The organism is Amycolatopsis methanolica 239, assembly GCF_000739085.1.
In the GTDB taxonomy this organism is placed as follows: Bacteria; Actinomycetota; Actinomycetes; order Mycobacteriales; family Pseudonocardiaceae; genus Amycolatopsis_E; species Amycolatopsis_E methanolica.
In genome coordinates, this window is record NZ_CP009110.1 from 2,044,594 (window position 1) to 2,069,674 (window position 25,081).

Here is a 25,081-nt window from a genome sequence, read left to right on the forward strand (position 1 = left end):
TCACTGCGGCGGCGGCTGCTCCTGCTGCCCGCGCACGAAGTCCTTGGCCTTCTCCGACGCCTGGTCGATCTTGTCGCTGTGTTCGCCGAAGCGGCCCTTGGCGGCCTCGGCGGCCTTGTCGATGCCCTGGTCCGCCTTGTCCGGGTTCTTCCCCAGGGCGTCCTTGGCCTTGTCGAACATGTTCATGGCTCACCTCCTAGGCGCCCCGGCTACCCGGCCCGGAAGTGCGGAAACGTCACCATCCCCCATGCGCGGGTCACTCACGCGAGGGGACTCGGGTGGAAAGCCCCCACCAGGACGCCTTGTCGGAATGGTCTAGTCCACGCTACTTTGTTCTTCCTCACAACAAAAGGCCGGAAGGCGTGATGTCGATGAAGATGTCGAGCTGGCTCCGTTTCCTCCTCCCCGCACTGGTCACCGCCGCCACCCTCACCGCGCCGCCGGCGCAGGCGGCCACGGTGGCGTTCAACGACGACTTCAACGGCCCAGCGGGCAGCGCGGTCGACCCGGCGAAGTGGCAGCTGGAGACCGGGGACAACGTCAACAACCACGAGCGGCAGTACTACACGGCCGGCGCCGCCAACGCGGCGCTCGACGGCCAGGGCAACCTCGTGATCACCGCTCGCCGCGAGAACCCCGGCGGCTACAACTGCTGGTACGGACCCTGCGAGTACACCTCGGCCCGGTTGAACACCGCGGGCCGGTTCGCCCAGACCTACGGCCACTTCGAGGCCCGCATGAAACTGCCGCGCGGGCAGGGGATGTGGCCGGCGTTCTGGGCGCTGGGCAACGACATCGGCACCAACGGCTGGCCGAACTGCGGCGAGATCGACTTCATGGAGAACGTCGGGTTCGAGCCGAACACCGTGCACGGCACCGTCCACGGCCCCGGCTACTCGGGCGCGGAGGGCATCGGCGCCGCCTACTCCGGGCCGAACTTCTCCGACGGCTTCCACACCTTCGCGGTCGACTGGGCGCCCAACCAGATCCGCTGGTACGTCGACGGCGTGCTCTACCAGACCAGGACGCCCGCCGACCTCGGCGGCGACCGCTGGGTGTTCGACCACCCGTTCTTCCTGATCCTCAACCTCGCCGTCGGCGGCTACTGGCCCGGCGACCCGGACGGCAGCACCCAGTTCCCCCAGCAGCTCGTCGTCGACTACGTGCGCGTGACGAACTGACCGCACGGCCGGCACCGGCTCGCGGCCGGGTCAGGTCGTGAGCCGGTGCCGGCGCAGCTTGACCTTGTCACCGTGTCGGGCTTCTACCGTCGCTGCATGAGCGGAGCGGTGATCATCGGGGCGGGGCCGGGCATCGGGCAGGCGGTGGCGCGACGGTTCGCGCGCGAGGGCCTGCCCGTGGCGCTCGTGGCGCGCACGGAGCGGACCATGCCCGGCGCGTGGAGCTTCGTCGGCGACAGCACGGACGAGGACGCGCCGCGGGCCGCGCTGGACGCGGCGGCCGCCGAGTTCGGCACGCCGGACGTGCTCGTCTACAACGCGGCGGAAATCCAAGCGGACGCGCCGGGCGAGCTGCCGGCGCGGGCTCAGCTGGACGCGTGGGCGGTGAACGTCGTGGGCGCGCTGACCGCCGCGGCGCACGTCGCCCCGGCGATGGCCGACCGGGGCAGCGGCACGATCCTCGTCACCGGCGGGGTGCCGGAACCCAAGCCGGAGTACGTGAGCCTGTCCCTGGGCAAGGCCGGGGTCCGCACGCTCGTCGCCCTGCTCGACGGGCGGTACGGGCCCGCCGGGGTGCACGTCGCGTCGGTGACCGTCGCCGGGCCGGGCGCGCCCGGCACCGCGTTCGACCCGGACGAGATCGCCGAGCACTACTGGGACCTGCACACACAGCAGCGTCCGTGGTCGATCGAGGTCGTCCACGACGGTGGTGGGTGAGCGCCGGGGTTCAGCGGATCCGCACGCCGAGCGCGACGGCCAGCACGAGGGCCTGCTCGGGGTCGATCGTCGCCCCGGCGACCTTCGTCTCCAGCGGGTTCAGCCCGGTGATCTCGCTGCCCCGGAGGTCGCAACCAGACAGATCGGCGCTGTGCAGCCAGGCGCCGGACAGATCGCACCGGTGCACCGTGCCGCCGATCCGGGCGCCGGTCAGGTCGGCCTCGCGCAGGCGCACGCCGCTGAACGACGCGCGCCGCAGGTCGGCGCCGGGCAGGCCGGTGAACGACCAGTCGCCGCCCTCGACGGTCAGCAGGTCGAAGGTGCAGCGGTCGAACATCGAGCCGGTGGTCTTGCAGTCGGTGAAGGTGGCGTCGAAGAATGAGCACCCGGTGAACGTGCAGTTCAGGAACGCGGCGCCGGTGTGCCGGGAGGCGTTGAACCGGCTGTCGCGGAAGGTGCACTCGGTGAAGACCGCGCCCTCGGTGACCGCCTCGCTCAGGTCGGCGCGGACGAACGCGACGCGCTCGTGCCGTTCGCCGTTGAGGTGCGCGCCCTCCCAGTCCTGACCGGTGACCGTCGAGCCGGTCGCGGGAGCCGGGGTGCCGTGCCTGCGTTCCGCCACCGCCCGAACCTACCCGGGTTTTTCCCGGCTGCTCGGCCGTGCGCGGCCGAGCAGCATGATCCGGAGATCCTTCGTGTTGGCCGTGGCGGTGCTGCTCGCGTCGGTGGTGCCGGCGTCCGCGGCGACGGGCCTGGCGTTGCCGCGGCCCAGCGGCCCGCACCGGGTGGGGCGGACCGAGTTGCACCTGGTGGACGTGTCGCGGACCGATCCGTGGCGCGGCGGGCCGCGGGAGCTGATGGTCAGCCTGCACTACCCGGCGCTGCCCGGCCCTGGGCGCGACGCCGTGCCGCTGCCCGGGCGGTGGCCGGTGGTCGTGTACTCGCCGGGGCTGGATGAGCCGCGCACGTGGTGCACCGCGACGGCCGAGGACCTGGCGAGCCGCGGGTACGTCGTGGTCAGCATCGACCACACGTGGGAGTCGCCGGAGGTGGAGTTCCCGGACGGCTCGGTGCGGACCATGGTCGACCCCGGCGAACCTGACGCGTTCCTGCGGACGGCGCTTCGACGTGCGGGGCGGCCGCGGCGCTGACGATGGCCGCCGACCCGCGCGTGGTGGCCGGGGTGAACCTGGACGGGAACCTGACGTGGTTCGACGGCAGCCTGATGCCGCCGGCCGAGGAGGGGCTGCGGGGGCCGTTCCTGCTGGTCGGCAAGGACGGCGAGACCGACACGGGCCCCGGCTGGAACGCCTTCCGCGCGGCGACGCAGGGTTGGACGGCGCAGCCGCGGTTGCTCGGCTCGGAGCACGCGACGTTCACCGATGCCGCGGCGTTGGTGCCGCAGCTGGGCGTCCCACTGGGCACCCTCGACCCGGCGACCGCCGTGCGCACGCAGCGCGCGTTGGTGGCGTCGTTCTTCGACCGGTGGCTGCGCGACCGGAACGATCACCTGCTGGACGGCCCGTCACCGCGCTCCCCGGAAATGGTGTTCGTGGACTGAGCTAGTCGACGAGCCAGGCGATTCCCGCGACGGAGAACATGCCCACGTACACGCCGGCGAGGATGGTGAGGTTGCCGGCCCAGATCCGCTTCGTCACCACCTCGGCCGAGCCTTGGGCCAGTGCGCGCTGCCGTGCCGCCTCGATGCGTTCTTTCATCGCGCGCTGCGTGCGGTTGTGGCGGACGGTGGCGGCGAGCGACTCCGCGCCGGTGCTCGGTTTCACGACTTTGCCGTCGGACAACAGGATTCGCAGAGCGGGCCGGGCTTCCAGCCTGCTCACCGCCGACCACGGGATCGAGTACCGGGTGAAGAAGTTGTGGACCACAAGACCGCTCTCCTTGACTTCCACCCTGACCTGCAGGTATCTGATCGGCCCCCAGAACCCCCATCCGGTGGCGAGTACCAATTCGGCGATGTTGCCGAAGGGATCTCCGCGGGAGATGCCGTCGGCTACCACCCAGATGAACAGGATCGCGACTGCGAGTGCGGCGACAGCGATGTACCACTGTTCTCCGCCCCGTCGCAGAACCGTGATCGTCTCGCCGCGCATTCGTCTCACCTCGGGTCGTTGGAACCTCTGTCAGGATGGGCCGATGCTGGCCGACCACTTCCCGTTGCTCGCGCTGCGGGTGCGGACCCCTCGGCTCGAACTACGCCTGCCTGCGCCGGAGGAGCTCGCGGCGCTCGCGGAGCTCGCCGCGGAGGGGGTGAACGACCCGGGAAGCATGCCGTTCCTCGTGCCGTGGACCGACCAGGAACCGGCGCTCGTGGCGCGGTCGCTCGTGCAGTTCCACTGGCTCCGGCTGGGCCGGTGGAGCCCGGACGACTGGGGCCTCGACCTCGTCGTCTTCCGCGACGGCGAGGTGCTCGGCCAGCAGAGCGTCAGCGCGAAGCGGTTCGCCATCACCCGCGAGGTCCACACCGGCTCGTGGGTCGGCCGCCGGCACCAGGGCCAGGGCATCGGCACGGAAATGCGCCGCGCGGTGCTGCACCTGGCCTTCGCGGGCCTCGGCGCGGAGGAGGCGGTCTCCGGCGCGTCGAGGACAACGCCGCCTCCCTCGCGGTCTCCCGCAAGCTCGGCTACCGGCCCGACGGCGTCGCGCGGCACGTGGTCCGCGACGCGCTCGCCGTCGAGCACCGGCTGCGCCTCGGCCGCGACGCGTGGCGCGACGAGGTCCCGGTGACGATCGAGGGTTTGCCGCCCTGCCTGCCGCTCTTCGGGATCTGACCGGACTCAGAACACGGCGAGCCGGTCCACCAGCAGTTCCGTCCGCCGCTCGGCGTCCGCCGGCGGCAGCCGTCCCGCCCGGGTCAGCGTCGCCAGCCCGTGCAGGGCAGCCCAGAACACCTCGGTGAACAACCCCGGGTGCACGCCGTCGCCGGCGACCTCGCTGAGGTTCTCCAGCAGCGCGGCGAACCCATCCTTCAGCGGTTCCGGCGTGTCCTCCTGCGCGAACGCCAGTCCGCCGTCGAGCTGGAACATGGCGTCGTAGACCGCCGGGTGGCGGGTGGCGAAGTCGAGATAGGCGCGGGCGAGCGCGGTGACCCGCGCACGCGGCCCGTCCGCGGCGGCGGCCGCGGCCCGCAGCGCCGTGGCCAGCTCCGTGGCGCCCTGCAGGGCGACGGCGCCGATGATCTCGCGTTTGCCGCGGAAGTGGCTGTAGAGAACCGGCTGGCTGTATTCGATGCGCTCGGCGAGCCTGCGGGTGGTGACCGCGTCCCAGCCCTGCTGTTCGGCGAGTTCGCGGGCCGTCGCCAAGATCAGGCGCTCCCGGTTCGCCCGCTCGCGCTCCTTGCGTTCCTGTACCGACACGACTCGATGCTAGCACTGCTAGACAATCGAGCAATGTTTGAGCTAGCATTGCCACATCGGCTAGCAGCGCTAGATTTGCAGAGGAGTCGCCATGCTCAACACGCTCGAGGTGCTCACCACCGTCGTCGTCGGCGTGATGGTGGGGGTGGAGTTCTCGGTCGCCTTCGTCATCAACCCGATCGTCGCCCGCCTCCCGGACGACAGCACCCTGCTCGCCCGCGCCCACGGCGGCCGGATGCTCGGCGCCGTGATGCCGGTCTGGTACCTCACCTCGCTCGCCCTCGTCGCGGTCTGGGCCGTCGCCGGGTGGCGCCACGACGGCGCCGGTCTCGTCGTCACCGCCGGCGCGCTGCTGATCGTCAGCGTGATCATGTCGGTCCTGCTGCTCGTCCCGATCAACAACCGGGGCAAGACGTGGACCCCGGAGAACCGGCCCGCGGACTGGAAGCAGCAGGCGCAGCGCTGGGACCGCTTCCACTACATCCGCGTCGCTGTCATCATCGCCGCCTTCGCCCTGCTGGCCGCCGCCCTCGGCTGAGCCCGAGCGGGATCTGGAGTCGACCCGTGCGCGTGGGGGAGTGGGCGGCCCGATGGGTGCCGCCGGGGGCGGTGGCCGCCGTGTGGGTTTACCAAGGGCTCGTCGCGAAGGTGCTGGGCGCCCGGCCGGACGAGCGGGCGATCCTCGAATCCGTGCCGGTGCTCGGCGGGGATGCCGCGGTGGTGCTGGTGCTGATCGGCCTCGCCGAGGTCGCCCTCGGCGGGTGGGTGCTGACCGGCTGGGCGCCGCGCACCGCCGTGGCCGTGCAGACCGTGTTGCTCGCCGGGTTCAACGCGGGCGGCCTCGCCTTCGGCGGCGGGCACATCGCCGAACCGCTGAATCTGGTGCTGCACAACGTCGTCCTGCTCGTCCTGGCCTGGCTCGTCGCCACGCGGCGGCACCGGTGAACCCGTGGGCGGGCCGGCAGGGCCTGCTGTTCGGCTGGGCTACGAGGACCCGGACGTCGAACTCCGCGCCCTGCCCGCGGGCGCGCACGAACACCAGCACCGGGACCGGCCACCGCCGCCGCACGGCCAGCCCGATCACGACGGCCACGGCGACCGAGCCGTCCAGCCGCCAGCCGGTGTCCTCGCGCAGCAGGTTGCCGCCGACGGCGACGTCCACCGCGATCAGGAAGCACGGCCGGCAGCATGGCGGCGGCGTGCGAACGCCACGGCGAAGGGCTCATTCCTCGCACGATATCCGGGCGCCCTGCCCCGCACGTCCGTCCGCGGCGGTCATACCCAGGTCGGACGCCGTCGGCCGGAAGTGTCCGCCGTGGGCCGATCCGCCGCGACCCGGACGGTGACAGGTTCGCCGCATGACTCGTGAACCGCGCTGGACCACCGGCCTGGCGGTGATCGCCGCCCCGCTGCTGCTCACCGGGATGCTGTTGCGCCTCCCGGTCCCGTTCTTCTTCCCCCACCAGCTCGCCGCGGCCGCCGACCACCCCGGGCAGGTGGCCGCCGCCTACACCTGCGTGCTCGCCGGAACGCTCCTGCTGTGCCCGGCGGTGCTCACGCTCGCCGCGCGGGTCAGGTCCCGGCCGGGCTTCCTGGGCGCGGTCCTCGTCGTGACTGGGCTGTTCGCGCGGGTCTTCCACGCCGGGTTCGACCAGGCCGCCCTCGCGCTGGCCCGCCACCGAGGGGCCGGGTTCGCCACCGCGTTCGTCGCCGACGCCTACGGCGATACGCACCTGTTCAGCTACCTTTCGTTCACGATCATGCTCGGCTGGCCGGTGCTCGCGTTCGCCGCCTGGCGGGCGCGCGTGCTGCACCCGGTCCAGGCGGTGGGGCTGGTGGTGATGGCGGCCATGCCGCTCGGGGTGCTCAAGGGGACGACCGCGCTGTCCCTCGTAGCCGTGGCGGGCGTGGCCGTGGCGCTCGTGCCCGAGGGGCCGCGCCTGCTCCGCACCGCGCCGCGGCCGGACTTCCGGCTGGTGGCCGTCGCGGTGCCGGCGGTGGGCCTGCTCGCGTACGTCAGCACCCTCGGGTGAGCGTTTCCCGGCCCGGGGACGTGGGCAATCTGCCGGGCATGGCCAAGGTTCTCGTGCTCGATGTGGACGGCACGCTGGTGGACACCAACTACCACCACGCGCTCGCGTGGTTCCGCGCCTTCCGCCGTCACGGTGTGACGGTGCCCGTGTGGCGCCTGCACCGCGCCATCGGCATGGGTGGTGACCAGCTGGTGCCCGAAGTCGCCGGGCAGGAGGTCGAGGACTCCTGCGGCGACGAGGTCCGGGCCAAGTGGAAGGAGCTCGTCGACGGGATGCTGCCCGAGGTGTGCGCGCTCGACGGCGCGCACGAGCTGCTCCAGGCCGCCGACGACGCCGGCTACCGCGTGGTGCTGGCCAGCTCCGGCAAGCCCGACCACGTCGACCACTACCTCGACCTCATCGACGGCCGTGAGCTGGCGGCGGACTGGACCAGCTCGCAGGACGTCGAGGCCACCAAACCGGAGCCGGACCTGCTGGAGGTCGCGCTGGAGAAGGTGCGGGGCGAGGAGGCCGTGGTGATCGGCGACTCGGTGTGGGACTGTGTCGCCGCGCGCCGCATCGGCCTGCCGTCCGTCGGGCTGCTCACCGGTGGGTTCTCCGCCGCGGAGCTCACGGACGCCGGCGCCGCCCGGACATTCACCGACCTGGGTGAACTCCGGGCGAGCCTGGACGACCTGCCGTTCGGGTCCTCGCCGCGCTGATCACCGCTGCAGGTGCGGGCACGTCGGCGAGCTGGGTGGGCGCCTGGCGAGCTGCGGTTTGGGGCGTCGCCGCGCTGCGGTCCTTAGCGCTGCAGGTGCGCGGGCACGTCGTCGACCGGGACGCGGGTCTGCTCGCCCGAGGTCATGTCCCGCACCGTCACCTCGCCGGCCTCCTGCTCGGCCGGGCCGTAGATCAGGACCGTGCGCGCCCGCTGGTCGTTCGCCCACTTCAACTGGCGCGCGAGCTTGCCGGACGTGCCCAGGTAGACGCCCGTGCGCAGGCCCTGCGCGCGCAGCCGGTTCGCCAGCCGCAGCACCTCGTCCTCCGCGCCGAGCACGGTGAGCGCCACGTCCAGGCCAGCGGCCTCGGCGTCGGCCGCGGCCTGACCGGCGAGGATCCGCTCCAGGCCGATCGACCCGCCGCACGCGGGCATGTCCGGGCCGCCGAGCTTCGCGACCAGCCCGTCGTAGCGGCCGCCGGACGAGATCGACCCCGGGTAGCCGGCGGCGGTGACCTCGAAGATCGGGCCCGTGTAGTAGTCCAGGCCGCGCACCATCCGCGGGGTGAACACGACCCGCCCGGACGGCAGCCCCGCGGTCAGCTCCACGAGCTTGTCGACCTCGGCGAGGCCCGCGCGGCCGCGCTCGGTGGTGTCGAGCTGCTTGCGGATGCGGTCGGTGTCGGTGGCGATGACATCCCCGACCAGGCTCTCCGCGGTCTCGGTGGCCAGGCCGCGGTCGGCCAGCTCCGCGATCACCGCGTCCGGGGTGGCCTTGTCCAGCTTGTCGAGGCTGCCGAGCACCTTCGTGCCGGCCTCCTCGGGGATGCCGTAGGCCTCGAGCAGGCCATGCAGCGCCTGGCGGCTGTTGACCAGGAAGCGGAAGTCCGCGACGCCCAGCGCGATCAGCGCGTCGTTGATCGCCCACAGCGTCTCGGCGTCGGCGAGCGGGGACGACGAGCCGACGGTGTCGAGGTCACACTGCACGAACTCGCGGAACCGGCCTTGCGCGGGGCGGTCGGCGCGCCACACCGGGCCGATGGCGTAGCGCTTGTAGGGCGAGGGCAGTTTGCTGCCGTAGGTGCCCATCACCCGGGCGAGCGGCACGGTGTGGTCGTAGCGCAGCGCCAGGTCGGCCTCGCCGCTGGCCTCGTGCACCCCGCGCTTGAGGATCTTGAAGATCAGGGCGGACGCGTCGTCGCCGAGCTTGCCCGCGAACACCTCGAGGCGTTCGAACGCCGGGGTCTCCAGGGGGTCGAAGCCGTAGCGCTCGAAGACCGCGCTGACGGTGTCGAACGCCGCCTTCCGGCGACGCACGTCGTCGGCCAGGAAGTCGCGGGTACCTGAAGGTGGCTCGGCGGCCTTCGCCATGAATCGGTCCTTTGCTGGTCGGGTGCGCCTGCCATTGTCCCGCGCCGGTGCGGGCGGGTGTGCACTACCCCTGGACAGACGGAAGCCCCGGCCCGCCGAGGGGGAGGTGGGCCGAGGCTTCCTGCTCCGTCCGACGGCACCCCTGCGCGTCCACCGGACTTGCGACTCCGCGGGCTGACTACCCCGGCCGCCGGGCGGTAAACCACGGATGCGGGAAAAATCTCCGGCGGTGTGTCCGGGTGCTCGGGGGTGTCCGGGTTTGGTGACGGTGCCAACTTTGTCCGGCGTGGTCGTCGAGCCGGACCGCCTGGTGGTGCGCCAGGAGTGGGAGGTCGCCGGCGCGACCGCGGAGCCGGGCCGGAGCACTGAGCGCGGCAGGCGACCGCCGTCGCCGGGATCCGTGCGCGGGCTACGGGGCCGGGGGACGTGGTGGCCGCCGGGTCGACGTGTCGCGAGGGCTGACCGCGCGCCGGTGAGCGACGTCGCCGCGGCTGGCCAGGGCATCACGCCCCTCGCGTGTGACCAGGCCACTGCGAGCCCCCGCGGAAACCCGACCGGGTGGCGATCTCTCTCGTTCAGCGCACCAGGCGGAAGAAGTCGCGGATATCCTCCACCCACACCTCCGGCGCTTCGAGCGCCGCGAAGTGGCCGCCGCGCTCGGGTTCGTTCCAGTAGCGGATGTCGGTGTACCGGCAGGCGGCCCAGCGCTGGGACGGGCGCGGCACCTCACGCGGGAAAACCGAGCACCCCGTCGGCACCGGGACCGTGTCCGAAGTGGACTTGCTGAACCACTCCGACACCTGCCGGAAGCTCTCCCAGTACAACCGCGCCGACGACGCGCCGCTGCGGGTGAACCAGTACACGCTCACGTTGTCGAGCAGCTGGTCGCGTCAGGACGCTGCCCGAGTCCACCCACGAGCGGTACTTCTCCACGATCCACGAGCACAACGCGACCGGCGAGTCCACCAACCCGTACCCGACGGTCTGCGGTTTCGTCGACTGCTCGGCCGAGTAGCCCGACTCCCGCGACTCCGCCTCGGCGAGCGCGTCCAGCGCCCTCCCGCTCCCGCGGCGACAGATCGGAAAACGTCGCCGGATCGGGCGCCGCGATCGGCGGCTGCACGTGGATCCCGGCCAGCACCTCCGGGTGCTGCTGCCCCATCGCGGTGGTGATGCTGTTGCCCCAGTCGCTGCCGTGCGCCCCGTAGCGCGTATACCCCAGCGAGGCCATCAGCGCGGCCCACGCATCGGCGATCCGCTGCACATCCCAGCCGGGCGATACGGGCTTGTCGCTGAAGCCGTAGCCGGGCAGCGTCGGCAGCACCACGTGGAACGCGTCCGCGGCCGAACCACCGTGGGCGACCGGGTCGGTCAGCGGCCCGATCACGTCCAGGTACTCCACGATCGACCCCGACCACCCGTTGGTCAGCACCAGCGGCAACGCGCCGGGGTGCGGCGAGCGCACGTGCGCGAAGTGGATGCCCACCCCGTCGATCGTCGTCCGGTACTGCGGGAGCGCGTTGACCCGCTTCTCGAACGCGCGCCAGTCGTACCCGTCCGCCCAGTACGCGCACAGCGACCGCAGGTACTCCAGCGGCACGCCCTGCGACCAGTCCACCGTCTCGGCGTCCGGCCAGCGCGTGCGCTCCAGGCGGTCCCTCAGGTCCGCCAGTTCACGGTCGTCGACAGCGATCCGAAAATTCTCCACGCGCCGACCATGACGAGACCCACCGACAATTCACGGCAACGCGGCCAGCACCTTGTCGAGCGTGATCGGCAGGTCCCGGATCCGCGCCCCGGTCGCGTGGAACACCGCGTTCGCCACCGCCGCGGCCGTGCCCACGATCCCGATCTCGCCGATCCCCTTGACCCCGAGCGGGTTCACGTGCGGGTCGCGCTCGTCTAGCCAGTGCGCCTGGACGTCGTCGACGTCGGCGTTCACCGCGATGTGGTACTCGGCCAGGTCGTGGTTGACCACCTGCCCGAACCGCGGGTCCCACACGCTCTCCTCGTGCAGCGCCATCGACAGTCCCATCGTCATGCCGCCGAGGAACTGCGACCGCGCGGTCCGCGGGTTGACGATCCGGCCCGCGGCGAACACCCCGAGCAGCCGCGGCACCCGGATCTCGCCGGTGTCCGCGTGCACCCGCGCCTCGGCGAACTGCGCGCCGAACGCGTACATCGCGTACTCCTTGCGCGCCGGGTTGTCCCCGGTCGTCGCGTCCGCCTCGGCGCCCTCGGCCGGGTCGCGGCCGTACTTGTCGCGGAACGTGCGCGCCGCCTCGAACACCGCCGAACCCCACGTCGCCGTCCCTGCCGAGCCGCCGGCCACCGCCGCCTCCGGGTACGCGGTGTCGCCGAGCCGCATGTCGATCGCCTCGACCGGCACCTCCAGCGCCTCCGCGGCGATCTGCGGCAGCACCGTCCACGCGCCGGTCCCCAGGTCAGCAGCGCCGATCTCCACGGCGTACCGGCCGCCCTCGAACCGCACCACCGCGGTCGACCCCGGCCGCGTCGACGACGGGTACACCGATGCCGCCACCCCGGTGCCGACCTGCCAGCCGTGCTCCAGCCGCACGCCGGGCCGCGGATCGCGCGAGTCCCAGCCGAACCGCCGGGCGCCCTCGCGCAGGCAATCCACCAGATGCCTGCTGGAGAACGGGTTGCCCGACTCCGGGTCCACTTCCGGCTCGTTGCGGACCCGCAGCTCGACCGGGTCGATGCCCAGCTCGTAGGCCAGCTCGTCCATCGCCACCTCGGGCCCGAACATGCCGGGGCACTCGCCGGGCGCGCGCATCCACGACGGCACCGGCACGTCCAGCGCGGCCAGCCGGTGCGTGGTGCGCCGGTTCGGTGCGGCGTACATCATGCGCGACGGCAACGCGGTCTGCTCCGCGAACTCCTTGATCCGCGAGGTCTGCTCGACCACGTCGAGCCCGATCGCGGTCAGCCTGCCGTCGCGGGTCGCGCCGAGCCGCATCTTCTGGATCGTCGGCGTCCGGTACCCGGCGAGCGAGAACATCTGCTGCCGCGTCAGCGCGAGCTTCACCGGCCGTCCCGGGTGGGCCCGCGCGGCCATCGCGGCAAGCGCCACGTTCGCGTGCGGCAGGCCCTTCGACCCGAAGCCGCCGCCCACGTACGGGCACACCACCCGCACCCGTTCCTCGGGCAGGCCGAACACCTTCGCGATGGCCTTGCGCGACGGGTGCACGCCCTGCGTCGAGTCCCACAGCGTCAGGACGTGGTTGTCCCACAAGGCCGTCGTCGCGTGCGGCTCCAGCGGGTTGTTGTGGTACATCGCGGTGCGGTAGGTCTGCTCGACCGTCACGTCGGCGGACGCCATCGCCGCGTCGACGTCGCCGGCCGCGGTGTCCGTGGGGACCGCCGGGTTGACCTTCTCCGGTTTGTACAGGTCGTCGCGGTCCGCGGACAGCTCGGTGTCGTGCTCGCGCTCGTCGTAGGTGGCGAACACCAGCTCCGCGCCGTGCCGCGCGACCTCCGGGGTCTCCGCGACCACCAGCCCGATCACCTGGCCGCGGAAGGCGACCTCGCGGTCCTGCAGCACGGCCAGTTCGGCGTCTGCTGTGGACGCCAGCCGTTCGGCACTGCGGTAGGTGATGACGTCGAGGACCCCGTCGAGCACCTCGGTCTCGGCGGTGTGGATCGCGGCGATCCGGCCGCGGGCCACGGTGGCCTGCACGGGGTGGCAGAACACCGGGGCGTCGGCCGGCGTCTCGTAGGCGTACGTTGCGGTGCCGGTGACCTTGCGTGCGCCGTCCCGTCGCACCAGGGGTTCGCCGATCGCGGTCATGACAGCTCCCGGAGCACGGAAACCAGGGTCCGGGTCAGCAGCGGGACCTTGAACTCGTTGCCGGGCAACGGCCGCGCCTGCGCCAGCTCCTCTTCGGCGGCGGCGCGGAACGTCGCGTCGGTGGCCGGCGCGCCGCGCAGCACGTCCTCGGCCTGCCAGGCGCGCCACGGTTTGTGCGCGACCCCGCCGAACGCGATGCGCGCGTCGACGATCGTGCCGTCCTCCACGGCCAGCACAGCCGCCACCGACACCAGCGCGAACGCGTAGGAGGCGCGGTCGCGGACCTTCCGGTAGCGCTGCTCCCCGGCGGGCGGCGCCGGCAGGTCGATCGAGGTGATCAGGTCGCCGTGCGCCAGCACGGTGTCCCGCTCCGGGATGTCACCGGGCAGGCGGTGCAGCTCGGTGAACGGGATCGTGCGCGCGCCGTCCGCTCCGAGCGCGGACACCTCGGCGTCCAGCGCGGCCAGCGCGACCGCCAGGTCGGACGGGTGCGTCGCGACGCAGTGCTCGGACGCGCCGAAGATCGCGTGGTAGCGGGTGTAGCCGCCGATCGCGGAGCATCCGGAGCCGGGCTCGCGCTTGTTGCACGGGGTCGTGACGTCCTGGAAGTACGCGCACCGCGTGCGCTGCAACGGGTTCCCGCCGGTGGTGGCCATGTTGCGCAACTGCCCGGACGCGCCGGCGAGCAGCGATTCGGCGAGTACCGGGTAGCGCGACCGGATTCGCGGGTCGGCGGCCAGGTCGCTGTTGCGCACCCCGGCGCCGATCGACAGGAGGCCGTCGCGCTCGGTGATCTCGGTGGAGGTCAGGTGGGTGATGTCGACGAGCCGGCCAGGGCGGGCGACGCCGAGCTTGAGGTGGTCGACGAGGTTCGTGCCGCCGGCCAGGAACACCGCGGACGGGTCGGCGGCGACCGTGCGCACGGCCGTGCCGGCGTCGGCGGGGGAGTCGTAGGTGAACGGCTTCATCCGGCCGCCTCCTCGATCGCGCTGACGATGCCGTCGTAGGCGGCGCACCGGCACAGGTTGCCGCTCATCCGCTCGGCGATCTCGGCGCGGGTCAGCGGGGGGCGCTCGCTGACCGCCGGGGTCGCGTGGCTCGGCCAGCCCTGCTTGACCTCGTCCAGCGCGCCGACCGCGGAGCAGATCTGGCCCGGCGTGCAGTAGCCGCACTGGAACCCGTCGTGCTCCAGGAACGCGCGCTGCACCGGGTGCAGCTCACCGTCCGGAGCGAGCCCGGCGGCGGTGGTGACCTCGTTCCCGTTCTGCGCGACGGCCAGCGACAGGCAGGACAGGATCCGGCGGCCGCCGACCAGGACCGTGCAGGCCCCGCACTGGCCGTGGTCGCAGCCCTTCTTCGGGCTGGTGACGCCGAGGCGTTCGCGCAGGGCGTCCAGGAGGGTGGTGCGGCTGTCGAGCGTCAGCTGGTGGGTGGCGCCGTCGACACGCAAGGTGATCTCCGCGTCCATGACGTGGGGCGTACCCGGCAGGGCAGCCGCGAAACCGGCGATCCCACGGCGACCGCGTTCCCGGCGCGCCGCGCGTTGCCGAAGCGGCGCCGCCGGGACCCCGCCGCCGTGGGAAAATGCCCGGATGCGGCAGATCGGGAACGACGCCAACCTCGCCGGGAAGATCCTCGACGAGCTCAAGAGCGCCATCGTCAACGGCGAGCTCGTCGCGGGCAGCCTGTACTCGGTGCACGACCTCGCGGAGCGGCTCGGCGTGTCCCGGACGCCGGTGCGGGAGGCGCTGATCCAGCTGGCCGAGCGTGGCATGGTGCGGTTCGAGCGCAACCGCGGGGTGCGGATCCTCCAGACGTCGCTGCACGACCTGGAGGAGGTCTTCGCGATCCGGCTGCTGCTGGAGGTCCCGGCCACCCACCGCGCCGTCACGCAGCGGACCGCCGCGTGGGTCAAGGAGCTGGGCGCCCAGCTCAAGGCGATGCGCGCCGCCGCGGAGAAACGCGACGAGGCCACCTTCATGGCCGCCGACCGGCGCTTCCACGAGGTCATCAACGAGGCGTCCGGCAACGTGCGGCTCGCCCGCTACATCGACTCGCTGCGCGACATGGTCCTGCTGCGCGGCGCCTCGACCGTCGACACCTCGCGCAGCCTGTCCGACATCCTCGGCGAGCACGAGGAGATCTTCGCGCTCATCGAAGCGGGCAAGGCCGACGAAGCCGCCGAGTCGATGCGCGCGCACCTGCTCAACACGGCCCGGCTGCTGATCGGCCAGGAGGCCGCGGCCAGCGGTGATCCGGTCCCGCCGGTCTCGTTGGAGTGGACCGGCTACCCACGTCGTTGACGAGTAGCATGCTACATGCCACTCTGTGCTCGGCTCTGTCCTGACGCGCAAGGAGGCGCAGATGACGGCACCGAGCAAGGTTCACCTGTTCAAGACCGGAACCATGGAATGCGACCAGACCTGGCTGCTGCTCAAGCCGGGTGCGACCATCGCCGACCGTTCGAACACCCGCAAGGAAGCGGTGTCGACGACGTGCCCGACCCACGCGGTGCTCATCGAACACCCGGACGGGCGCATCCTGTGGGACACGGGCGTTCCGCAGGACTGGGAGACCCGCTGGGTGCCCACCGGGCTGCAGGAGTTCTTCCCTGTTCAGGAGGGCGCCACCTACCTGCACGACTCGCTGGCCGCGCTGGAGCTGACGCCGGACGACATCGACGTGCTGATGCTGTCCTACCTGCACTTCGACCACGCCGCCAACGCGAAGCTGTTCGACAACGGCAAGACCCGGATCATCGTCAACGCGAACGAGCACGAGGGCGCGCTCGGCATCGACGGGCCGTTCAAGGGCGCGCACCTCAAGGCCGACTACGAGGGCATCGACTACGAACTCATCTCGGGTGACGCCGAAATCGCACCGGGCGTCAGCGTCATCGAGACACCGGGCCACACCTGGGGGACGATGTCACCGCGGGTGGACCTGCCGGAGGCGGGCACCAAGATCTTCACCTCCGATGCGGTCTACCTCGGCGAGAGCTGGGGCCCGCCTGCCATCGGCGCCGCGATCGTCTGGGACAGCGTGCGCCGGCTGGAGTCGGCGGAGAAGCTGCGGCGCATCGCCGAGGAGACGAACGCGGAGGTGATCTTCGGGCACGACCCGGAGCAGGCCGCCAAGCTCCCGTTCGCCCCCGACGGGTACTTCGGCTGAAAGGCACGGGCATGACCGAATACCTCAACGAGACCGTCTTCACCTGGGGCGCGACGCCGCTGAAGTTCGGCGCCGGCGCCGTCGACGAGATCGGCTGGGACCTCGCGCAGATGGGCGCGGAACGGGTCCTCATCGTCACCGATCCGGGCGTCGCCGCCACCGGCGTGCCGCAGCGGGTCGCCGACGCGGCCAAGGCAGGCGGGCTGACCGTCGAGGTCTACGACCAGGTGCACGTCGAACCGACCGACGTCAGCATCCAGGCCGCGGTGGACTTCGCGAAGCAGTCCGAGTGGGACGGGTTCATCGCCGTCGGCGGCGGCTCGTCGATCGACACCGCCAAGGCCATCAACCTGATGACCACCTACCCGGCCGACCTCTACGACTACGTCAACAAGCCGATCGGGCAGGGCAAGGCGCCCGCCGGGCCGCTCAAGCCGCTGGTCGCGGTGCCGACCACCGCGGGTACCGGGTCGGAGACGACGCCAGTGTGCATCATGGACTTCCTCGACCTCAAGGTGAAGTCCGGCATCAGCCACCCGCGGCTGCGGCCGTCGATGGCGGTGGTCGACCCGCTGCTGACGCTGAGCATGCCGCCCGAGGTGACCGCGGCCAGCGGGATGGACGTGCTGTGCCACGCGCTGGAGTCTTACACGGCCAAGCCGTTCGACTCCTTCCCACGGCACCGCGCGGACACCCGGGTCGCCTACTGCGGGTCGAACCCGATTTCGGACGCCTGGACCGAGCAGGCGCTGACCCTGCTGGCCCGCTCGTTCCGCAAGGCCGTGCTCAACGGGGGCGACCTCGCGGCGCGCACGGACATGATGTTGGCCGCGACGTTCGCCGGCATGGGGTTCGGCAACGCGGGCGTGCACATCCCGCACGCCTGCGCGTACCCGATCGCCGGGCGCGTCAAGGAGTACCGGCCGAAGAACTACCCGCAGGACGAGGCGATGGTCCCGCACGGCGAGTCGGTGTCGCTGACCGCGCCCGCGGCCTTCCGGTTCACCTTCCCGACGAACCCGGAGAAGCACCTGCGGGCCGCGCGGATCCTCGACCCGCACGCGCCGAAGCAGCGCGACGCGGTGGACCAGCTGCCGTTCGTGTTGTCCTCGCTGATGCGCGACATCGGCACGCCCAACGGGATCGGCGGCGTCGGCTACGACGAGGGCGACATCGGCGACCTGGTCGAGGGCACCCTCAAGCAGGAGCGGCTGCTGACCATCTCGCCGCGGCCGGTCCGCGCCGAGGACCTGGAGGCGATCTTCGCCCAGTCGATCGAGAACTGGTGATCGGATGCCCATCTACGACTACGCGTGCGACTGCGGGAACCGGTTCGAGGCGCTCGTGCCCTCGTCCGCCAGCCCCGCGCCGAGCTGTGCGTGCGGTTCGTCGCCGCGCCGCCTGCCGTCCGCGGTGCGGCTCGGCGGGGCCGCCTCGGCCGGGCCCGGCCGGGACGACGCGCCGAAGAGCTGGCGCGGCACCGGCAACGGCGACCGGGAAACGGTGCGGCACTGGCACCAGCAGATGACCCGGCGGGAGAAGCTGGAGCAGAAGTACCCGGAGCTGACCGGGGACCGTCGTCCGGTGCTCGCCCACGAGGGGCGCTTCGCCGCCGCGCCGCTGCGGGCCGGCGATCCGGATCCGGTGCCGGGGGAATCGGCTTCATGACGGTGGTCGCGGACGAGCGCGTGGCCCGGTTCCTCGCGGAGCTGGGCCGCGCGCTCACCGGTGAGGTCGAGTCCGGCACGACGGCGCGCGCGACCTACAGCATGGACGCGTCGAACTACCGGCACGTGCCGCTGGCGGTCGTGTTCCCGTCCACTGTGGAGGATCTGGAGACGACGGTCCGGCTGTGCCGGGAGTTCCGGATCCCCCTCACCGCGCGCGGCGCGGGCACCAGCATCGGCGGGCAGGCGCTCGGCGAAGGTGTCGTGGTCGACTACAGCAGGCACCTGAACCGGGTGCTGGAGATCGACCCGGAGGCGCGGACCGCGCGCGTGCAGCCCGGCGTGGTGCTGGACGCGTTGCGCGCGGCGGCCGCCCCGCACGGGCTGACGTTCGGGCCGGACCCGTCGACCCACAGCCGCTGCACGATCGGCGGGATGGTGGGCAACGACGCGTGCGGCTCGCACTCGGTGGCGTGGGGGCGGACCGCGGACAACGTGGTCGCGCTGGACGTGCTGACCGCGGACGGGACGCGGCTGGCGATCGGGCCGTCGCTGCCGGACGATCCGCGGGTCGCCGAGTCGAAGCAGCTCGCCCTGGACAACCTGGCGCTGCTGCGCACGTCGTTCCCGTCGATCCCGCGGCGCGTCTCGGGGTATGCGCTGGACCAGCTGCTGCCGGAGAACGGGACGAACCTGGTCCGGGCCCTGGTCGGCACCGAGGGCACCTGCGTGCTGCTGACCGAGATCACCGTGCGGCTGGTGCCCGCGCCCGCGGCCCGCGCGCTGGTCGTCGCGGGCTACGCGGACGACATCGCGGCCGCCGACGCGGTGCCGTCGGTGCTGCCGCTGAAGCCGTTGACCGTCGAGGGCATGGGCCGCGACCTCATCGACTCGCTGTTGATGCGCCGGTCGCACCCGGCCGTCGACCTGCTGCCGGAGGGGCGCGGCTGGCTGTTCGTCGAGGTCGGGGGAGCGGACCCGGCGGAGGCGGCGGCCCGGGCTTCCGAAGTCGCGGCGGCCCTGGAACGGGACACCGGCGCGGCGACGGTCGTGGAGACGCGGTCGGCGGACCAGTGGGTGCTGTGGTCGGTGCGGGAGGCCGCGGCCGGGATCGTGACCCGCATGGCGGACGGTTCCGAGGCGTGGCCGGGCTGGGAGGACTCCGCGGTGCCGCCCGCGAACCTCGGCGCTTACCTGCGGGATTTCCGCGCCCTGCTGGGGAAGTACGGGCTGCGGGGTGTCCCCTATGGACACTTCGGCGAGGGGTGCGTGCACGTGCGCATCAACTTCGGCTTGACCAGCGAGGAGGGCAGGCGGCAGTTCCGGGCGTTCATGGAGGACGCGGCGGACCTGGTGGTGCGGCACGGCGGATCGTTGTCTGGCGAGCACGGCGACGGGCAGGCGCGGGCGGAGCTGCTGTCGCGGATGTACCCGCCGGAGATCCTGGCGCTGTTCGAGCGGTTCAAGGCGATCTGGGACCCCGGGGACCTGCTCAACCCCGGGAATCTGGTGCGGCCCCGGAAGCTGGACGCGGACCTGCGGTTCGACGGGCCGGTGCGGTCGCTGCCGGTGACGTTGAAGTACCCGCACGACGGGGGCAGCCTGGCGACCGCGACGCGCCGGTGCGTCGGCGTCGGGGGATGTGTCGACAAGTCGTCCGGCGTGATGTGCCCGAGCTACATGGTCACCGGGCGCGAGGAGCACTCGACGCGCGGGCGGTCGCGGCTGCTGTTCGAGATGATGCGCGGCGAGACGGTCACCGACGGCTGGCGCTCCACCGAGGTGCTGGAGGCGCTGGACCTGTGCCTGGCGTGCAAGGGTTGTCTGTCCGACTGCCCGGTCAACGTGGACATGGCGTCGTACAAGGCGGAGTTCCTGCACCAGCACTACGCGGGGCGGCTTCGCCCGGCGAGCCACTACACGCTCGGGTTCCTGCCGGTGCTGGCGCGGCTGGCGTCGGGCGCGCCGCGGCTGGCGAACCGCGTGCTGGGCGGGCGGTTGTCCGGGCTGGTGAAGAAGGCGGGCGGGATCACGCCGGAGCGGTCGCTGCCGCGGTTCGCGCCGCGGACGTTCCGGCGCGGGTTCCGGGCGCAGGAGCGGGGGCGGCCGCGGGTGGTGTTGTGGCCGGATACGTTCACGAACTTCCTGTCGCCCGAGGTCGGCCACGACGCGGTGCGGGTGCTGGAGCACGCCGGGTTCGACGTGGTGCTGCCGTCGTCGTCGGTGTGCTGCGGGCTCACCTGGATCTCGACCGGGCAGCTCGGCGTGGCGCGCCGCGTGCTGCGGCGGACGTTGCGGGTGCTGCGGCCGGAACTGGAGGCGGGGACGCCGATCGTGGGCCTGGAGCCGAGCTGCCTGGCGGTCTTCCGGCACGACTCGCGGGAGCTGCTGGACGACCACGAGCTGCACGGGCTGCCGTCGCAGGCGTTCACGCTGGCGGAGTTCCTGGAGAAGTACGCGCCGGACGTGTCCTTCCCGGCGGTCGAGGCGTCGGCGATCACGCAACAGCACTGCCACCAGCACGCGGTGATGGGCAACGCGGCGGACGAACGGTTGCTCCGCCGGGTGGGAGTGCGGAACCGGACGCTGGACTCGGGGTGCTGCGGGCTGGCCGGCAACTTCGGGGTCGAAAAGGGGCACTACGAGGTGTCGGTCGCCGCGGCGAACCGGGTGCTGGTGCCCGAGGTGGAGGCCGCGTCCCCGGACACGATGGTGCTCGCGGACGGCTTCAGCTGCCGCACCCAGATCGACGACCTCACCGGACGGCAGGCGCTGCACCTGGCGCAGGTACTCGCACGGGCGCTCGACACCTGACCCGCACACCCCGCCACCCAAGCGACAAACCCACCACCCGAAGCAGCCAACACACCGCCTGGAGCGGCCAACACACCGCCTGGAGCGGCCAACACGCCGGCGGCCCGGCGTGTTGGCCGCTCGTGGCGCCGTGTTTGCCCTTCGTGGCGGTGTGTTGGCCGTTCCGGGACGGGTGGCCGGCACCCCCGGACGGGGGCAACCGCTCGACCTGCGGCGTTAACCGTTGCTAACGTGGCTCGGGCATCGGCGCCAAGGGAGGCGAGGATGGAGAGCGCAGCGTTGCGGCCCGAGATCGCCAAGTCGTGGCGCCGGGCGGAGCTGTCGGGGCTCCGGCCGGACGCCGCGGTCGACCGGCTCACCGTCGCGGACATCGATCGTCGCAGCAGGCTCGTTCTCGCCGCCGAACCCGTCCTCGACCAGGCGACCCGCGAGCTCGCCGGCACCGCCTTCAGCCTCATCCTCGCCGACCGCGACGCCTGGATCGTCGACCGGCGCTTCGGCGAGCGCCAGCTGGAATCGACCCTCGACCGGCTCGGCGTCGTCCCCGGCAGGCGCTTCACCGAGGAGAACACCGGCACCAACTCGATCGCCACGGTCTTCGAGCTGCGCCAGGGCCTCGCCGTGCACGGGCACGAGCATTTCATCGACAGCTTCAAGCCCTTCGCCTGCTACGGCCACCCGATCACGCACCCGGTGACCCGCCGCCTGGAGGGCGTCCTCGACATCACCTGCCCGGCCGACCACGCCAGCCCGCTGCTCGGCCCGTTCCTGCGCCGCGCGGTCGCCGACATCGAGCAGCGCCTGCTGGAGGGCTCCCGCGCGGCCGAGCAGCGCATGCTCGCCGCCTACCAGGCCGCCGCCCTCAACCGCCTGCGCCCGGTCCTGGTGCTGGGCGACGACGTCGTCCTCGCCAACGCCGCCGCCACCGACCTGCTCGACGCCGCCGACCACGCCGTCCTCCGCGGGCTCGCCATGGACGCCCCGTTCGGCGTCCGGCAGGCCCGCAGCGTGCGGCTGTCCTCCGGCCGCGTCGCCGACGTGTCCTTCGAGCGCATCACCGGCGCGTCCGGCGTGCTGTTCGAGCTGGAACCGCCCACGGTGCAAGCGATCCCGCGGCGCGCCACCCCGCGGCCGGTGCAGCGGGACTTCACCACCTACCGCGAACAACGCACGCACGTCCTCATCAGCGGCGAGCCCGGCACCGGCCGTTCGACGGTGGCCCGCGAGCTGGCGGGGGAGTCCGCGCTGGCCGTGCTCGACGCGGTGGACGCCCAGCGCTGGGCGCCGACCCTGGACCAGCTCGTCGCGTCGCACACTGGGCTCCTGGTGATCGAGAACATCGCCCTGCTGCCCGCGGACGCCGCCGCCCGGGTCGGCGCCGTCATGGACCGCGGCTGGTTCGCGTTCACCGGCCCGCCGCCGTCCGAGCTGACCGGCCCCGCCGCCGACCTCGCCAGCCGCTGCATCGCCCGCCGGGAACTGGCCCCGCTCCGCTCCCGGCGGGACGAACTGCCCGCACTGGTCGCGGCGATGCTGGCCGACCTCGGCTCGACCCTCCGGTTCGTGCCCAGCACGCTGGAGGTGCTCGCCGCGCAGCCGTGGCCGGGCAACCTGCGTGAGCTGAAGGCGCTGCTGCGGCACGTCGCGGCCGGCCGCGCGTGCGGTGACGTGCTGCCGCGTGACCTGCCGGAGGCCTACCAGGGCAGCCCGAGGGCACGCCACCTCACGCCGATCGAGCAGCTCGAACACGACGCGATCGCCGCCGCGCTGCGGGACTGCGGCGGCAACAAGGCCCACGCCGCGAAACTGCTCGGCATCAGCCGCTCGACGCTGCACCGCCGGGTGCGGACCCTGGGGCTGAGCTGATCTTGCCGAGCAGCGGCGTCTCGTCGACGTACCGCATCTCGTAGACGCGCTCGGTGAACCGCCAGCCGTCCGGGGTGCGCCGGTAGCGGTCGTGGTAGATCGCGTGGTTGGCGTGCGAGCTGCCGTCGCGGAAGCGCCCGAACTCGGCGATGTAGGCGCGCCCGGTCGCGGTGTCGCCGTCGATCCGGATCACGCCGGGGTGGGCGGTCTGCACGAAGAACTCCCAGTGCGCCTGCAGCCGCTCGATGCCGGCGCGGATCTCGCCCGGCCCGGTGAAGTCGGCGACGGGCGGGATGCACCAGCGGCCGTCCGCCGTGAACAGGGAGGCGAACCGGTCGTAGTCCCGCACCATCCCGGCGTCGGTGAAGTCGCCGCGCAGCGCCTCGATCTCGACGCGGTTTTCGAACGCGGTCACGCGAACCACCCCCAGGCCACGACGGCGGCCAGCACGAGCAGCACCACGGGCACCGCCACGACTTTCGTTTCCCGGCGGCGGAGGTGCAGCACGATCGCCCCGGCCATCAGCAGCACCAGCCCGGTGGCCGCGAGCGGCGACAGCACCGGCGCGATGTCCAGCGCGGCGGGCAGGATCAGCCCTGCCGCGGCGAGCACCTCCAGCACCCCGATGGTCTTGCCGAGGCCGAGTGTGAGCCGGGCGGCGGCCAGCTTTTCCGCTGGTTGCGCCAGTTTGACGGCCCCGCTGGCCAGGAAAACGGCTGCCAGCGCGGCCGCGATGATCCACAACGCGATGTCCATGCCGGTCCGACGACGCAGCCCCGCGTGATGTGAGGTCACTGTGTCAAGTTGACACGGTTAGCGCGCTGTTGCGCAGGTCACCATTACCGCCACGTCCACGACGAGGAGGTTGGTGTGACTGCGGTAGCGGAGCAGACCGTGCGGCCGGCGGTTCGGGAGTTCGTGTCCGGGACCAAGCAGCTGCTGATCGGCGGGCAGTGGGTGAACGCGGCGTCGGGCCGGACGTTCCCCACCTTCGACCCCGCCACGGGGGAAAAGATCACCGAGGTGGCGCACGGCGCCGCCGAGGACGTCGACCGCGCGGTGGCCGCGGCGCGGCGCGCGTTCGAGGACGGGCCGTGGTCCCGCACCACGCCGTCCGAGCGGCAGCGCCTGATCTGGCGCGTCGGCGACCTGCTGCTGGAGCGCGCCGAGCAGTTCGCGCAGCTGGAGGCGCTGGACAACGGCAAGTCCGTGGCGGTCGCGCAGGGCGTCGACGTCGCCTGGGCGGCCGACATCTTCCACTACTACGCCGGGTGGGCGACCAAGATCGAGGGCCGCACGATCACCCCGTCGGTGCCGTGGATCCCGGGCAGCCAGTGGCACGCCTACACGCTGCGGGAACCGGTCGGCGTGTGCGCGCAGATCATCCCGTGGAACTTCCCGCTGGTGATGGCGGCGTTCAAGCTGGCGCCGGCGCTCGCGGCGGGCAACACCGTCATCCTGAAGCCGGCCGAGCAGACCCCGCTGACGGCGTTGCTGCTCGGCGAGCTGTTCTGTGAAGCCGGGTTCCCGGACGGCGTGGTCAACATCCTCACCGGGTTCGGTGACGCGGGCGCCGCGCTGGCCGCGCACGACGACGTCGACAAGGTCGCGTTCACCGGCTCCACCGAGGTGGGCAAGAAGATCGTGGACGCGGCCAAGGGCAACTTGAAGAAGGTGTCGCTGGAGCTGGGCGGCAAGAGCCCCAACATCGTGTTCGCCGACGCCGACCTGGAGGCCGCGATCCCCGGCTCGGCCAACGCCTGGCTGTTCAACCACGGCCAGTGCTGCGTGGCGGGCACGCGGTTGTTCGTGGAGGAGTCGATCTTCGACGAGTTCACCCAGGGCGTCGCCGAGTTCGCGAGCCAGGTCAAGATCGGCCCGGGCCTGGACCCGACGACGCAGCTGGGCCCGCTCGTGTCGCAGGAGCAGCTCGACCGGGTCACCAGCTACCTGCGGCAGGGCATCGCGGACGGCGCCCGCGCCCTGACCGGGGGTGGCCGCCACGGCGACTCCGGGTACTACGTCGAGCCGACCGTGCTGGTGGACGTGCGCGACGACATGAGCGTGGTGCGCGAGGAGATCTTCGGCCCGGTCGTGGCCGCGATCCCGTTCTCGGCCGAGGACGGCCTCGCCGCGGCCGCGAACAACACCGAGTACGGCCTGGCCGCGGGGATCTGGACGCGGGACATCTCGCGCGCGCATCGGGTGGCGAAGCAGATCAAGGCCGGTTCGGTGTGGGTCAACTGCTACAACGGCTTCGACACCGCGATCCCGTTCGGCGGGTACAAGCAGTCCGGCTGGGGCCGCGAGCTCGGCGCCGAGGCCATCGACCTCTACACCCAGACCAAAGCCGTCAACGTCGCGCTCTGAGGAGAA

25 protein-coding genes and 2 pseudogenes are annotated in these 25,081 nt (G+C 72.3%); 16 read left to right on the top strand and 11 right to left on the bottom strand.

Going from position 1 to position 25,081, the window contains the following annotated elements; genetic code table 11:
* Complete coding sequence (locus tag AMETH_RS09985; RefSeq protein ID WP_017981302.1) at positions 1-186, bottom strand: antitoxin; 186 nt, start codon at positions 184-186, stop codon at positions 1-3.
* A gap of 191 nt (positions 187-377) precedes the next feature.
* On the opposite strand from AMETH_RS09985, the pseudogene AMETH_RS09990 reads away from it, so the two are divergent.
* A pseudogene (locus AMETH_RS09990) lies at positions 378-1,178 on the top strand (glycoside hydrolase family 16 protein); the annotation flags it as partial.
* A gap of 99 nt (positions 1,179-1,277) precedes the next feature.
* Complete coding sequence (locus AMETH_RS09995) at positions 1,278-1,898, top strand: SDR family NAD(P)-dependent oxidoreductase (RefSeq protein ID WP_038532899.1); 621 nt, start codon at positions 1,278-1,280, stop codon at positions 1,896-1,898.
* A gap of 10 nt (positions 1,899-1,908) precedes the next feature.
* Here AMETH_RS09995 and AMETH_RS10000 read toward each other — a convergent pair whose 3' ends face one another.
* On the bottom strand, positions 1,909-2,520 hold the full coding sequence (locus tag AMETH_RS10000) for a pentapeptide repeat-containing protein (protein WP_017981305.1): 612 nt from the start codon (positions 2,518-2,520) through the stop codon (positions 1,909-1,911).
* 73 nt (positions 2,521-2,593) lie between these two features.
* Between AMETH_RS10000 and AMETH_RS39830 the strand changes: the two genes are divergently transcribed.
* Complete coding sequence (locus tag AMETH_RS39830; RefSeq protein ID WP_223843098.1) at positions 2,594-3,049, top strand: alpha/beta hydrolase; 456 nt, start codon at positions 2,594-2,596, stop codon at positions 3,047-3,049.
* A gap of 2 nt (positions 3,050-3,051) precedes the next feature.
* Positions 3,052-3,459: a hypothetical protein gene (locus tag AMETH_RS39835; RefSeq protein ID WP_017981307.1), complete on the top strand. Its 408-nt coding sequence runs from the start codon at positions 3,052-3,054 to the stop codon at positions 3,457-3,459.
* Position 3,460: 1 nt separating this feature from the next.
* On the opposite strand, the gene AMETH_RS10010 is transcribed toward AMETH_RS39835, so the two are convergent.
* Positions 3,461-4,009, bottom strand: coding sequence for a PH domain-containing protein (locus AMETH_RS10010; protein WP_017981308.1), 549 nt, complete (start codon positions 4,007-4,009; stop codon positions 3,461-3,463).
* A gap of 43 nt (positions 4,010-4,052) precedes the next feature.
* On the opposite strand from AMETH_RS10010, the gene AMETH_RS10015 reads away from it, so the two are divergent.
* Positions 4,053-4,643, top strand: coding sequence for a GNAT family N-acetyltransferase (locus AMETH_RS10015; protein WP_223843099.1), 591 nt, complete (start codon positions 4,053-4,055; stop codon positions 4,641-4,643).
* A gap of 50 nt (positions 4,644-4,693) precedes the next feature.
* Here AMETH_RS10015 and AMETH_RS10020 read toward each other — a convergent pair whose 3' ends face one another.
* Positions 4,694-5,272, bottom strand: a complete 579-nt coding sequence (locus AMETH_RS10020; protein WP_017981309.1) for a TetR/AcrR family transcriptional regulator — start codon at positions 5,270-5,272, stop codon at positions 4,694-4,696.
* Positions 5,273-5,363: 91 nt separating this feature from the next.
* On the opposite strand from AMETH_RS10020, the gene AMETH_RS10025 reads away from it, so the two are divergent.
* From AMETH_RS10025 to AMETH_RS10040, 4 genes are all read left to right on the top strand, one after another.
* Complete coding sequence (locus AMETH_RS10025; RefSeq protein WP_017981310.1) at positions 5,364-5,810, top strand: anthrone oxygenase family protein; 447 nt, start codon at positions 5,364-5,366, stop codon at positions 5,808-5,810.
* A gap of 26 nt (positions 5,811-5,836) precedes the next feature.
* The gene (locus AMETH_RS10030; RefSeq protein ID WP_223843100.1) at positions 5,837-6,217 is read left to right on the top strand and encodes a DoxX-like family protein; all 381 of its coding nucleotides are present in this window, start codon (positions 5,837-5,839) and stop codon (positions 6,215-6,217) included.
* 413 nt (positions 6,218-6,630) lie between these two features.
* Entirely contained in the window at positions 6,631-7,305 is a 675-nt protein-coding gene (locus AMETH_RS10035; protein WP_017981312.1) for a hypothetical protein, read from the top strand.
* A gap of 38 nt (positions 7,306-7,343) precedes the next feature.
* On the top strand, positions 7,344-8,006 hold the full coding sequence (locus tag AMETH_RS10040; RefSeq protein ID WP_017981313.1) for an HAD family hydrolase: 663 nt from the start codon (positions 7,344-7,346) through the stop codon (positions 8,004-8,006).
* An 83-nt stretch (positions 8,007-8,089) separates the two neighbouring features.
* On the opposite strand, the gene hisS is transcribed toward AMETH_RS10040, so the two are convergent.
* The 5 genes and pseudogenes from hisS to AMETH_RS10065 form a co-directional block, all read right to left on the bottom strand.
* Positions 8,090-9,376, bottom strand: a complete 1,287-nt coding sequence (gene hisS, locus AMETH_RS10045) for a histidine--tRNA ligase (RefSeq protein ID WP_017981314.1) — start codon at positions 9,374-9,376, stop codon at positions 8,090-8,092.
* Positions 9,377-9,951: 575 nt separating this feature from the next.
* Positions 9,952-11,084: pseudogene (locus AMETH_RS10050) on the bottom strand (epoxide hydrolase family protein).
* Positions 11,085-11,114: 30 nt separating this feature from the next.
* Positions 11,115-13,187 (bottom strand): xanthine dehydrogenase family protein molybdopterin-binding subunit, encoded by a 2,073-nt coding sequence (locus AMETH_RS10055; RefSeq protein ID WP_017981315.1) that lies wholly within the window; start codon positions 13,185-13,187, stop codon positions 11,115-11,117.
* Positions 13,184-14,155 carry an FAD binding domain-containing protein gene (locus AMETH_RS10060; RefSeq protein WP_017981316.1) on the bottom strand — a complete coding sequence of 324 codons (972 nt, stop codon included), beginning with the start codon at positions 14,153-14,155 and terminating at the stop codon, positions 13,184-13,186. The genes AMETH_RS10055 and AMETH_RS10060 overlap by 4 nt, the downstream gene beginning before the upstream one ends.
* Positions 14,152-14,655: a 2Fe-2S iron-sulfur cluster-binding protein gene (locus AMETH_RS10065; protein ID WP_017981317.1), complete on the bottom strand. Its 504-nt coding sequence runs from the start codon at positions 14,653-14,655 to the stop codon at positions 14,152-14,154. The genes AMETH_RS10060 and AMETH_RS10065 overlap by 4 nt, the downstream gene beginning before the upstream one ends.
* Before the next feature lie 124 nt (positions 14,656-14,779).
* On the opposite strand from AMETH_RS10065, the gene AMETH_RS10070 reads away from it, so the two are divergent.
* The 6 genes from AMETH_RS10070 to AMETH_RS10095 all read left to right on the top strand — a co-directional run bounded on the left by AMETH_RS10070 (position 14,780) and on the right by AMETH_RS10095 (position 22,705).
* Positions 14,780-15,490 carry a GntR family transcriptional regulator gene (locus AMETH_RS10070; RefSeq protein WP_017981318.1) on the top strand — a complete coding sequence of 237 codons (711 nt, stop codon included), beginning with the start codon at positions 14,780-14,782 and terminating at the stop codon, positions 15,488-15,490.
* A gap of 61 nt (positions 15,491-15,551) precedes the next feature.
* The gene (locus tag AMETH_RS10075) at positions 15,552-16,358 is read left to right on the top strand and encodes an N-acyl homoserine lactonase family protein (RefSeq protein WP_017981319.1); all 807 of its coding nucleotides are present in this window, start codon (positions 15,552-15,554) and stop codon (positions 16,356-16,358) included.
* An 11-nt stretch (positions 16,359-16,369) separates the two neighbouring features.
* Entirely contained in the window at positions 16,370-17,647 is a 1,278-nt protein-coding gene (locus AMETH_RS10080) for a hydroxyacid-oxoacid transhydrogenase (RefSeq protein WP_017981320.1), read from the top strand.
* Positions 17,648-17,651: 4 nt separating this feature from the next.
* A complete protein-coding gene (locus AMETH_RS10085) occupies positions 17,652-18,026 on the top strand; it encodes an FmdB family zinc ribbon protein (protein WP_017981321.1) in 375 nt (124 codons plus the stop codon).
* Positions 18,023-20,839 (top strand): FAD-binding and (Fe-S)-binding domain-containing protein, encoded by a 2,817-nt coding sequence (locus AMETH_RS10090; protein WP_017981322.1) that lies wholly within the window; start codon positions 18,023-18,025, stop codon positions 20,837-20,839. Before AMETH_RS10085 ends, AMETH_RS10090 begins: the two co-directional genes overlap by 4 nt.
* 264 nt (positions 20,840-21,103) lie before the next feature.
* A complete protein-coding gene (locus AMETH_RS10095) occupies positions 21,104-22,705 on the top strand; it encodes a sigma-54-dependent Fis family transcriptional regulator (RefSeq protein ID WP_017981323.1) in 1,602 nt (533 codons plus the stop codon).
* Here the strand turns inward: AMETH_RS10095 and AMETH_RS10100 are convergent.
* Both AMETH_RS10100 and AMETH_RS10105 read right to left on the bottom strand, forming a co-directional pair.
* Positions 22,656-23,120 carry a nuclear transport factor 2 family protein gene (locus AMETH_RS10100; protein ID WP_017981324.1) on the bottom strand — a complete coding sequence of 155 codons (465 nt, stop codon included), beginning with the start codon at positions 23,118-23,120 and terminating at the stop codon, positions 22,656-22,658. The genes AMETH_RS10095 and AMETH_RS10100 overlap by 50 nt on opposite strands.
* Positions 23,117-23,461 carry a DoxX family protein gene (locus AMETH_RS10105; RefSeq protein ID WP_017981325.1) on the bottom strand — a complete coding sequence of 115 codons (345 nt, stop codon included), beginning with the start codon at positions 23,459-23,461 and terminating at the stop codon, positions 23,117-23,119. The genes AMETH_RS10100 and AMETH_RS10105 overlap by 4 nt, the downstream gene beginning before the upstream one ends.
* 114 nt (positions 23,462-23,575) lie before the next feature.
* On the opposite strand from AMETH_RS10105, the gene AMETH_RS10110 reads away from it, so the two are divergent.
* Positions 23,576-25,075, top strand: a complete 1,500-nt coding sequence (locus AMETH_RS10110) for an aldehyde dehydrogenase family protein (protein WP_017981326.1) — start codon at positions 23,576-23,578, stop codon at positions 25,073-25,075.
* Positions 25,076-25,081 lie beyond the last annotated feature (6 nt).

Bases quoted from the DNA above. Each gene is read 5' to 3' on its own strand.
- AMETH_RS10085 (WP_017981321.1), top strand. From the start codon at position 17,652: ATGCCCATCTACGACTACGCGTGCGACTGCGGGAACCGGTTCGAGGCG.
- AMETH_RS10080 (WP_017981320.1), top strand. From the start codon at position 16,370: ATGACCGAATACCTCAACGAGACCGTCTTCACCTGGGGCGCGACGCCG.
- AMETH_RS39835 (WP_017981307.1), top strand. From the start codon at position 3,052: ATGGCCGCCGACCCGCGCGTGGTGGCCGGGGTGAACCTGGACGGGAAC.
- AMETH_RS10035 (WP_017981312.1), top strand. From the start codon at position 6,631: ATGACTCGTGAACCGCGCTGGACCACCGGCCTGGCGGTGATCGCCGCC.
- AMETH_RS10090 (WP_017981322.1), top strand. From the start codon at position 18,023: ATGACGGTGGTCGCGGACGAGCGCGTGGCCCGGTTCCTCGCGGAGCTG.
- AMETH_RS10065 (WP_017981317.1), bottom strand. From the start codon at position 14,655: ATGGACGCGGAGATCACCTTGCGTGTCGACGGCGCCACCCACCAGCTG.
- AMETH_RS10040 (WP_017981313.1), top strand. From the start codon at position 7,344: ATGGCCAAGGTTCTCGTGCTCGATGTGGACGGCACGCTGGTGGACACC.
- AMETH_RS10105 (WP_017981325.1), bottom strand. From the start codon at position 23,461: ATGGACATCGCGTTGTGGATCATCGCGGCCGCGCTGGCAGCCGTTTTC.
- AMETH_RS10015 (WP_223843099.1), top strand. From the start codon at position 4,053: ATGCTGGCCGACCACTTCCCGTTGCTCGCGCTGCGGGTGCGGACCCCT.
- AMETH_RS10060 (WP_017981316.1), bottom strand. From the start codon at position 14,155: ATGAAGCCGTTCACCTACGACTCCCCCGCCGACGCCGGCACGGCCGTG.
- AMETH_RS10055 (WP_017981315.1), bottom strand. From the start codon at position 13,187: ATGACCGCGATCGGCGAACCCCTGGTGCGACGGGACGGCGCACGCAAG.
- AMETH_RS10075 (WP_017981319.1), top strand. From the start codon at position 15,552: ATGACGGCACCGAGCAAGGTTCACCTGTTCAAGACCGGAACCATGGAA.
- hisS (WP_017981314.1), bottom strand. From the start codon at position 9,376: ATGGCGAAGGCCGCCGAGCCACCTTCAGGTACCCGCGACTTCCTGGCC.
- AMETH_RS10095 (WP_017981323.1), top strand. From the start codon at position 21,104: ATGGAGAGCGCAGCGTTGCGGCCCGAGATCGCCAAGTCGTGGCGCCGG.
- AMETH_RS10025 (WP_017981310.1), top strand. From the start codon at position 5,364: ATGCTCAACACGCTCGAGGTGCTCACCACCGTCGTCGTCGGCGTGATG.
- AMETH_RS09995 (WP_038532899.1), top strand. From the start codon at position 1,278: ATGAGCGGAGCGGTGATCATCGGGGCGGGGCCGGGCATCGGGCAGGCG.
- AMETH_RS10070 (WP_017981318.1), top strand. From the start codon at position 14,780: ATGCGGCAGATCGGGAACGACGCCAACCTCGCCGGGAAGATCCTCGAC.
- AMETH_RS09985 (WP_017981302.1), bottom strand. From the start codon at position 186: ATGAACATGTTCGACAAGGCCAAGGACGCCCTGGGGAAGAACCCGGAC.
- AMETH_RS10010 (WP_017981308.1), bottom strand. From the start codon at position 4,009: ATGCGCGGCGAGACGATCACGGTTCTGCGACGGGGCGGAGAACAGTGG.